This is a genomic window from Nitrobacter sp. Nb-311A (genome assembly GCF_000152905.1).
Classification (GTDB): Bacteria; Pseudomonadota; Alphaproteobacteria; order Rhizobiales; family Xanthobacteraceae; genus Nitrobacter.
The window spans coordinates 105,401-112,934 of the sequence record NZ_AAMY01000012.1; the positions used below are offsets into that span (position 1 = coordinate 105,401).

Annotated in this window: 9 protein-coding genes and 1 pseudogene; 7 read left to right on the forward strand and 3 right to left on the reverse strand. The window is 57.8% G+C overall.

The genetic code is table 11. From position 1 onward, the window contains the following. Window positions 1-190 precede the first annotated feature (190 nt). The 6 genes from NB311A_RS06410 to NB311A_RS20160 all read left to right on the forward strand — a co-directional run bounded on the left by NB311A_RS06410 (window position 191) and on the right by NB311A_RS20160 (window position 5,388). Window positions 191-592, forward strand: coding sequence for a DUF3489 domain-containing protein (locus NB311A_RS06410; protein ID WP_040674117.1), 402 nt, complete (start codon window positions 191-193; stop codon window positions 590-592). A gap of 61 nt (window positions 593-653) precedes the next feature. Beyond that, window positions 654-1,109 (forward strand): DUF2924 domain-containing protein, encoded by a 456-nt coding sequence (locus NB311A_RS06415; RefSeq protein ID WP_009797684.1) that lies wholly within the window; start codon window positions 654-656, stop codon window positions 1,107-1,109. Then, on the forward strand, window positions 1,106-2,764 hold the full coding sequence (locus NB311A_RS06420; RefSeq protein WP_009797685.1) for a recombinase family protein: 1,659 nt from the start codon (window positions 1,106-1,108) through the stop codon (window positions 2,762-2,764). The genes NB311A_RS06415 and NB311A_RS06420 overlap by 4 nt, the downstream gene beginning before the upstream one ends. A 788-nt stretch (window positions 2,765-3,552) precedes the next feature. Further along, window positions 3,553-4,310 (forward strand): IS5 family transposase gene (locus tag NB311A_RS20150; protein ID WP_371256464.1). Its coding sequence is split into 2 segments (ribosomal slippage): window positions 3,553-3,879 and window positions 3,882-4,310, totalling 756 coding nucleotides; the frame shifts between segments, so codons are not numbered across the junction. A gap of 259 nt (window positions 4,311-4,569) precedes the next feature. After that, complete coding sequence (locus tag NB311A_RS06435; RefSeq protein ID WP_116394718.1) at window positions 4,570-4,917, forward strand: hypothetical protein; 348 nt, start codon at window positions 4,570-4,572, stop codon at window positions 4,915-4,917. Window positions 4,918-4,977: 60 nt separating this feature from the next. After that, window positions 4,978-5,388, forward strand: a complete 411-nt coding sequence (locus NB311A_RS20160) for a DUF2237 family protein (RefSeq protein WP_009797687.1) — start codon at window positions 4,978-4,980, stop codon at window positions 5,386-5,388. Between the two features lie 33 nt (window positions 5,389-5,421). On the opposite strand, the pseudogene NB311A_RS06440 reads toward NB311A_RS20160, so the two are convergent. From NB311A_RS06440 to NB311A_RS06450, 3 genes and pseudogenes are all read right to left on the reverse strand, one after another. Then, window positions 5,422-5,741 (reverse strand): annotated as a pseudogene (locus tag NB311A_RS06440) (ATP-binding protein); the annotation flags it as partial. A gap of 101 nt (window positions 5,742-5,842) precedes the next feature. Further along, window positions 5,843-6,712 carry an ImmA/IrrE family metallo-endopeptidase gene (locus NB311A_RS06445; RefSeq protein WP_009797689.1) on the reverse strand — a complete coding sequence of 290 codons (870 nt, stop codon included), beginning with the start codon at window positions 6,710-6,712 and terminating at the stop codon, window positions 5,843-5,845. Further along, window positions 6,709-6,984: a helix-turn-helix domain-containing protein gene (locus tag NB311A_RS06450; protein ID WP_009797690.1), complete on the reverse strand. Its 276-nt coding sequence runs from the start codon at window positions 6,982-6,984 to the stop codon at window positions 6,709-6,711. The genes NB311A_RS06445 and NB311A_RS06450 overlap by 4 nt, the downstream gene beginning before the upstream one ends. Here NB311A_RS06450 and NB311A_RS06455 point away from each other — a divergent pair. Continuing rightward, the coding region (locus NB311A_RS06455) for a ParB/Srx family N-terminal domain-containing protein (RefSeq protein ID WP_371256465.1) at window positions 6,984-7,534 on the forward strand (551 nt) is incomplete at its 3' end. The genes NB311A_RS06450 and NB311A_RS06455 overlap by 1 nt on opposite strands.

A 7,534-nucleotide genomic window follows, 5' to 3' on the forward strand; every position in this document is an offset into this window, starting at 1 on the left:
ACCAAACGGACGAGGTTTCGAAAGAGCAGAGATTACTGAGAAACCACTGGCATTGCTAGGCGATTGGAGCGTTACTGTCGGCGAGTTTAGTGCCTTTTTCGGCCACTTCATAGCCTGCCCCGCCGGTATAATTGCCGTGACGGGGCTTCGGTGGTGGCAGCGATGATGCTGCAGCAACCGGAGACGTCACATGGCCAAAACAAAACCTCGCAGAACACAATCTCGATCAGCGGTGGCACCCCGGCGCGCAAAATCAGCGGGCCGTGCGTCGACGAAGACCGCCAAGGCTGCAGCGGTCAAGAAGCTCGGGTCCGCACCAGCTCGATCGTTGGATCCGCCAGTGAAGCATCGCGCCAGCAGCAAGCAAGCTCGGGTAATTGAGATGCTGATGAAGCCGGAGGGCGCAACGATTGGCGACATAATGAAGGCCACGGATTGGCAGCAGCATTCGGTGCGCGGCTTCTTCGCTGGTGTCATCCGGAAGAAGCTCAAGCTAACGTTGATTTCCGAATCGGCTGAAGCCGGTCGGATCTACAAAGTCACTGGCAACGCCGCGTCGACCGATTCGAAGCCTGGCAAGGCTGGGGCCTGACGCCATGGCGCGAAGTCCAGGATCGAGAAAGCCTGTCAGTCGACGGCTTACGAGATTGTCAATGGAAGAGGAGATTGCGCATCTGCGCAGTCTCGACCTGATTGGCCTACAGTGTCGCTGGCAGAGTGTGATGGGGCGGCCAGCCCCGGAGCACCTACCCAAGCACCTGCTGTTCGGCATCCTCGCCTATCGCATCCAGGCCGATGCGCTTGGGGATCTCGATGCTGCGACGGTTCAACTTCTGAAGCGTGCGGCTACGGTGCAGTCTTTGAATGAGGTTTTGCCACTGGTAGCGGCACAGGATCAGCGCAAGCAAGCCATGGTGCTCGGCACTGTGCTAACCCGGGAGTGGAACGGGCAGCTTCATCGGGTGATGGTCGTCGAAGGCGGCTTCGCTTTCGAGGGCAAGACCTTTGACAGCCTGTCTGGGATTGCATTCGCCATCACCGGCACGAACTGGAATGGACCTCGCTTCTTTGGTCTGCGCGCCGGAAACGGCAAGAGGCTACGAACATGAAGCCGGCTGGCAACCGGGTCGTCCGGTGCGCGATCTATACGAGGGTATCCACCGACTCCGGCCTTGATCAGGAGTTCAACTCGCTGGATGCTCAGTATGACGCGTCCCAGGCCTATATCCGAAGTCAGGCGCATGCAGGCTGGTCGCTGGTCAAGGCGCGCTACGACGATGGCGGCTTCTCTGGCGGAACGACCGACCGTCCTGGCTTGCAGCGGCTGCTCGCGGATGTCGTGGCCCACAGGATCCACATCATCGTTGTCTATAAGGTGGACCGGCTGACCCGCTCTCTGGCTGACTTCGCCAAGCTGGTCGAACTGTTCGATGCCAACGGCGTCTCGTTTGTCTCGGTGACCCAGCAGTTCAACACCACCACCTCGATGGGACGATTGACGCTCAACGTCCTTTTGTCCTTTGCGCAGTTTGAGCGGGAGGTCACCTCGGAGCGCATCCGCGATAAAATCGCAGCCTCTAAACGCAAGGGGCTATGGGTCGGCGGCATGGTGCCGCTGGGTTACATCCTGAAGGATGGTCAGCTTCACATTCACGAGAAAGAGGCCAATATCGTTCGGCTGATTTTTCAGCGCTATCTGGAACTCGGCAGCGTCAACCGTCTCGTAAAAGACCTGAAGGAGCGAGGCTTTAAGTCCAAGGTCCGACAGCTGGCGTCAGGCGGAACGCGAGGAGGTGTGCCGTTCACGCAGGGACCGTTGTTTTATATGCTACGGAACCGTTTCTATCTCGGCGAAGTCAAGTTTAAGGGCGAGATTCTACCTGGACCTCAGCCCGCCTTACTGGGCCGTGAACTGTTTGACGCTGTTCAACAACGGCTGACCGAACAGTGGTCCCATCGCACGACGACACGTATTCGAACCCGCGCGCTCCTTGCGGGACTGCTCTTTGATGACGCGGGCCATCGCATGATCTTGACCTACTCCAGTCGGGATCGCGTTCGACATCGCTATTACGTCTCGGCGCCCTGCATCCGGGGTCAAGCGGATGAGCCGGTTGGCTCTGTCACCCGCGTGCCTGCCTCAGAGATCGAGGTCACAATCTCCAAGGCGGTCATCGCGAACACGGACATAGATGAACCATCCTCGAACGAAACGTTGTCTCGAGAAACCCTTGAGCGGTTTGTCACCCGCATTGAGGTTCACACGAACCAGTTGGCGATTCATCTAAGGTCTGACGAAAACGATCATCAAGGAATCAAGCGCCGCCACGATCCCGATCCAGATGAACCTCACGCTGTCACCTCGCGCACCGTGCTCGTGCCTTGGAAGAAGCCATCAAAGCCGGCCCGAAAGATCTTGCTGCCAGCGAATACGCCAGAGCATCGCGCCAGACCCATGAAGGCTGACCGCCGGTCGGCTCTGATCCGAGCGATCGGCCGCGGCCGGCTTTGGCTTCAGGAGATCATCGACGGCCGCGAGACGATCGAAAGCCTCGCCGCTCGACAACATTGCAGCAACCGACATATTAATATGACCATCTCCCTCGCCTTCCTGGCGCCGACCCTTGTGACAGCGGCCGTCGAAGGACGATTTCCGCGCGGAATCGGTATCGCCGCCCTCCGCGATCCGCCGGCTGAATGGTCACAGCAGATGAGGCGCCTCGGCCTGGAACCGACTGGCGCTGCCGGTTCTGCCAATCGGTAAACCCACCTTTCTCCCTTCGCCCATTCCAGGAACGGGAAATTGCGCGGCAGAGACAGAGCACGATAACCACCCCAGACGGGTCACAGAGACAGCCTCTCCGCAGATCAGAATACGAAAAAGCCCGCCAACAGCGCGGCTTTTTGGTCAGTCTCTGGAAAGGTGAAAAATAACAGACTGGGTGGTGGCGGACGCAGTCAGATGCGAACGAGTCTCCGCAACGCAATTCCCTGCTATCAGGGAAATAACAGGGAATTTTACGAAATCGCTGCTGCCGGAAGCTGTTTTGCCCGGGTATTCGCACGAAGATTCAAAGATTTGGAGGCGAATTCCCTGCTTTGCCGAGCAGGTAATTTTCAAAGTCGTAACAGGGAATTTTGAGCAACGGATCAGAGAATTCGTACGCATCCATTTCTCGCATATGTGGAGCACCCCGCCAGGCAAGAACTATTTCGAACGGCTCATCACACGGGAACGGTGCAGTCATATGTCCGGCCTTTCAGCACGGCTTGAACTGCTGGCCTCGATGAAGTCCCCCGACGCGAGGGGCTAATCACACTTACGCGCTATGAGCTGCTATGCGAGAAACGGCCTGCCGCCCGGACTGGGACATCCGTCCCGGCGCGTCCGAGTCGCATCAGCAACACAGACAAAGGTTTGAAATGAACAACGCGTGGCAACCGATCACTACAGTTCCAAAGAATGACGACCGGGTTCTAGGGTCGGGACCCATAAAAATGATTCTTTCGGCGCTGAGTTTGTGATTCACGGTCTCCGATAGGAGGCGCTCCATGAGTCGCGATTGTTTTTGGCTAACGAAGGATCAGTTCGCTCTTCTCAAGCCGCTTCTGCCTAACGATACGCGCGGCAAGCCGCGGGTCGATGATCGGCGGGTCATCAGCGGCATTATCCAGGTTCTGAAGTCCGGTGGGCGCTGGATCGATGCGCCGGAGGTCTATGGTCCGCGCAAAACACTCTACAATCGTTTCGTCCGCTGGGCAGCGAAGGGCGTATGGGTAGACATATTCCACGCACTCGCAACGGCTGGTGGACCTCCTGCGCAGGTCCTGATCGATAGCTCGGCCGTGAAGGCGCATCGATGCGCATCTGGCGGCAAAGGGGGGAACATCAGCAGGCCATCGGCCGATCGCGCGGCGGGCGCACGACGAAAATCCACGCGCTGACCGACGTGGAGTGTCGTCCCGTCGCGTTCTTGCTGACCGGGGGGCAGATAGCCGATTGTACCGCTGGAGCGGTTCTGCTCGAAGAGATGCCACGTTCCGCGATCCTGCACGGCGACAAGGGCTACGACAGCGATGCCATCCGCCAGCAGGTCGAGCAACGCGGCACGATGCCGAACATCCCGCCCAAGGCCAATCGCAAATGGAAAAACTGCTTCTCGCCCGTGCTCTACCGCGATCGCAATGCCATTGAGCGCATGTTCTGCCGTCTCAAAGACTTCCGGCGTGTCGCAACCCGCTATGACCGTCTTGCCGTCAACTTCATGGCTGCCGTCTGCATCGCCGCAACCGTCAGCTATTGGTTATGAGTCCGGGCCCTAGTTGCCAGCGGAACTTGGATCCGCGGGAATCGACAGCGTTTGCCACAAGCGTTTCCGTGCTTGGTCATATGGGACGAGACCGAGTGGCTCATCTGCGACAATGAGGGGCCGCGATCTGTGATACATGGTCCGAAGTACTGGATGCCGGTTCCGCCGGTCGAGAACGCATAAGCCCACCGCGTGGCGCCCGCTTGCATCACCTTGCGAACAGTGTGACAAATATCCCTCTCCAAGATGGAGCTGAACATTGACGATTCAGGTAAATGACGTCGACGCGTTAAAGAGTTACCTTGAAGCTGCAATGGGTCGGGCGAAACATCATCCGGGAAACGTGGATGGTGTGATTTTGGCTCTTACGGGCGCGATCGTCTGGAAAAAAGATGCCGATCCTATTGAACCGATGGGGTCAGAGGGAGATAAGAAAAACGTCCTTTGGGTGAAATTCAACGGAATCCGATACGCGTTTTCGTACAATCACACCGCACGAACCGTCGAGCTTCGCAAGGACCGCACAGATGGCGCGGTCCTGTATTCGTTCTCGAACGCGACCCCGTACGCAGATATCATTTCTGCGTTCGATACACTTAGGCCATAGGCTGCGATAGATGCCGCTTTTGATCGGTGCCAGATGCAGGGGTGAAGGCAAGGTGCAGCAATGCTAAGGGACGATCGGGATAGTGGAGGCGGCCCTCCGCGTCGTACAGGTCGGAACGTGCTCGGCGAGCCAATTCAACCCTGTTCGATCAAGCCAATGACGGGATTTTATCGGGACGGCTGCTGCGACACTGGGGCAGAGGACATTGGCAGTCACACGGTCTGCATCGTGGTGACTGCCGAGTTTCTCAATTTTTCCATATCGCGCGGCAACGATCTCTCGACACCATTGCCGGAGTTCGGTTTCCCAGGCCTGAAACCCGGTGACCGGTGGTGCTTATGTGCACCCCGCTGGCAGGAAGCATTTCAAGCAAACCAAGCGCCGCGAGTGGTCTTGCGCGCCACTCATGAGGGTGCGCTGACATATTGTTCGCTCGCCGATCTCAAACGTTTTGCAATGGACCTAGCGTGACCACCCAACGACGTCATGATGCAGCAACATTACAAGCGACACGTAGCCGAGTTCATCAACGATGAGCAGCTTCACCGCCTGCAATTCGCGCTGCAGCTTCAGCCGCCGCTTCTCGTCGCGTGCCTCCATCAGCTGATGCACCAATGCGGCCGCGGTGGTGAAGGCCAGAAAATCCCTTCTGGCAGGCGGCAAGACCAAGGGCGAGCGCGACATGGGTCTTGCCGGTGCCGCTGTTGCCGAGCGCGATCATTTCTCGCGGCGCAGAATGAACTCGCCTCGGACGAGCTCGAGCACCACCATCTTGTGAGGCCGGGAATGACCGTGAAATCGAAGGCGTCGAGGCTCTCCACGGCGAGGACCCGGCCAGCTTGGGTTCTGTTCCGCGCACGGGGCGTCACCACTCTCGTTGACGCTGTAAGGAATGGAAGCTTACGGCTCAAGCGCGAGCTGACGTTTACCGGTTTTGTCGACCCGTGAGGCGTTCAAAGGTGTCATCGAGTCCCGCCTCGTCGTCATCAGACTGGTCGGCACGCAGTAGCGTAATCGAATGTCCGTTAGCCTGCCACAGGGTCTGGGCTGACAATTCGATGGCATGCTGGGGAGGGTGCAGCCAATCATCTGGCGCAACTTCATCGAAGCCGGAGATCGTTGCTTGAACGGGTTGTCCCAGGTCGCATTGTTCGCCAGCAGTAATTGAAAGGCGCGGAAACTCACGCCCGCAGGCAGCATATAAAAAGCGATTGTCCCTGCAGAAGACGACGGCGAGGTCGTCCGGATGTAGCTCGACGAATCGCCGGGCTGCCGCCTCCCGGCTGATGTCGAATTCTCTTGCCATCGCCACCACCTGTGCCAATTTCGGGTTTCCGCACAGGAAGGGCTTCAGACGGTTTCGGGGCGTGAGAAGTTCGATAGCGAAGGAGTTGGCCTCGCTTTCCTGCCGCCGGTGGCGGTCGCCGATTTTGTCGCCGCTGGATAGCCTCATGTCCTGACGAGTACATCGGAAGCCGCCCACTGAGGTTTGCTCGTGGGTCGGATTGAGAAAGTGCAAGAGCTCATGGCTTAGGCTGAATCGCCTGCGTTGCCGATTCGATCTTGAATTCAGCAGTATCCTGCCGCGGTCCCGTTCCGGCATTGTGACAAGCGCGGCTTCGAGATTGGAAAGGGGTTCCTCGCGAATTTCGTCGATATCCAGAGCCGCGGCTATCTCGTAAATCGGAACGGCCCCGTTGAGGCCGGCCAATTGTTCATGGATGGCCTGCGCCAGACGTTGTGGATTGAGCCCCACGTCCTCTATCGCCATGCGGTCCAGCGTAACCCTCCTCATCCGTTCGTCCTGCGTTTGAGCAGCGACTTCATCATGTCATCCAGGATCGCACGCTCGCTGGCATCGAGCTGCTGGGCTTGTCTGAACATTCGCTGGAGTTGCCGATCCGCATCAGGCGATTCGACATCTTCCCCGACCAGAAACGCCACCGACACCCCGAAATGATCGGCCAGGCGCGTGACCAGGGCCATGGATGGATTGTCCGCCCTGCCCTTTTCCAGTTCCCAGATATGAGCCTTCGAGACCCCGACCGCCTCGGCAACATCTTGCAATGATTGGTCTTTCGATCTGCGTAGCTTTGCTACCCGCGTTGCCAAACTGCTCATTTTTGCTCTCGATCTGGAATTTTCCCGTTCATTACAGCTTACGTAACCGTGGTGCTATTGTAAAACACGCCGTCGTTTTATATATCTTACGACATCGTCTTTTGTCGGAGCCCGTCCTTATGCCTAAAGCTCAACTCGAATATCTTTCGATCGGCGCGCTTCGCCCGTGGCAACGCAACGCACGAACTCATTCGCGGAAGCAGATTCGGCAAATCGCCGACAGCATCCGCAAGTTTGGCTTTACCAATCCGGTGCTGGTCGATCGTGAAAATTCCATTCTCGCTGGCCACGGACGGGTTGCTGCCGCTGAACTGCTTTCAATGAGTGAGGTACCCTGCATCAGACTAGAATCGATGACCGCAGCGGAGAAACGGGCCTACGTCATTGCCGACAACAAGCTGGCGCTGAATGCCGGTTGGGACGAAGAAATCCTGGCGGAAGAGCTCAAAGCGTTAAGCGAGCTCGACCTTGACTTTGATCTTACGCTGAGCGGGTT

Bases quoted from the DNA above. Each gene is read 5' to 3' on its own strand.
- NB311A_RS06410 (WP_040674117.1), top strand. From the start codon at position 191: ATGGCCAAAACAAAACCTCGCAGAACACAATCTCGATCAGCGGTGGCA.
- NB311A_RS06415 (WP_009797684.1), top strand. From the start codon at position 654: ATGGAAGAGGAGATTGCGCATCTGCGCAGTCTCGACCTGATTGGCCTA.
- NB311A_RS06420 (WP_009797685.1), top strand. From the start codon at position 1,106: ATGAAGCCGGCTGGCAACCGGGTCGTCCGGTGCGCGATCTATACGAGG.
- NB311A_RS20160 (WP_009797687.1), top strand. From the start codon at position 4,978: ATGCTAAGGGACGATCGGGATAGTGGAGGCGGCCCTCCGCGTCGTACA.
- NB311A_RS06445 (WP_009797689.1), bottom strand. From the start codon at position 6,712: ATGAGGAGGGTTACGCTGGACCGCATGGCGATAGAGGACGTGGGGCTC.